Here is a 934-nt window from a genome sequence, read left to right as displayed (position 1 = left end):
TGTCTGTGATGTGACTGCGTGCCTTTTGAAGAATGAGCCTGCGAGTTATGGTGTGTGGCGAGGTTAACCCGGGTGGGGGAGCCGTAGCGAAAGCGAGTCTGAATAGGGCGTTGAGTCGCATGCTGTAGACCCGAAGCGGAGTGATCTACGCATGGGCAGGTTGAAGCTCAGGTAAGACTGGGTGGAGGACCGAACCCACCAGGGTTGAAAACCTGGGGGATGATCTGTGTGTAGGGGTGAAAGGCCAATCAAACTCCGTGATAGCTGGTTCTCCCCGAAATGCATTTAGGTGCAGCGTTGCGTGTTTCTTGCCGGAGGTAGAGCACTGGATGGCCGATGGGCCCGACAAGGTTACTGACGTCAGCCAAACTCCGAATGCCGGTAAGTGAGAGCGTGGCAGTGAGACTGCGGGGGATAAGCTCCGTAGTCGAGAGGGAAACAGCCCAGACCACCGACTAAGGCCCCTAAGCGTGTGCTAAGTGGGAAAGGATGTGGAGTCGCAGTGACAACCAGGAGGTTGGCTTAGAAGCAGCCACCCTTGAAAGAGTGCGTAATAGCTCACTGGTCAAGTGATTCTGCGCCGATAATGTAGCGGGGCTCAAGTGCACCGCCGAAGTCGTGGCATTCACGTCTATGGATGTGGGTGGGTAGGGGAGCGTCGTGTTCTGTGTGAAGCATTCTGGTGATGGGGTGTGGACGGGACGCGAGTGAGAATGCAGGCATGAGTAGCGAATCGAGGGTGGGAAACCCTCGCGCCGGATGACCAAGGGTTCCTGGGCTAGGTTAATCCGCTCAGGGTAAGTCGGGGCCTAAGGCGAGGCCGACAGGCGTAGTCGATGGATAACGGGTTGATATTCCCGTACCCGCTGTGATGCGCCAATATCGAATCCTTTGATGCTAAGAGTCCTTAGCTCGGTTTCCTCTTCGGAGGGGA

1 rRNA gene is annotated in these 934 nt (G+C 56.3%); it reads left to right on the top strand.

Annotation, left to right across the window (positions count from 1 at the left end):
- Positions 1-934 (top strand): 23S ribosomal RNA (locus QSK26_RS41430); the annotation flags it as partial.

Origin of the sequence: Microtetraspora sp. NBRC 13810, assembly GCF_030268685.1 — a bacterium.
GTDB lineage: Bacteria > Actinomycetota > Actinomycetes > Streptosporangiales > Streptosporangiaceae > BSRQ01.
The sequence above is the reverse complement of the archived record's forward strand: the minus strand, read 5'-3'. Positions and strand labels throughout refer to the sequence as shown.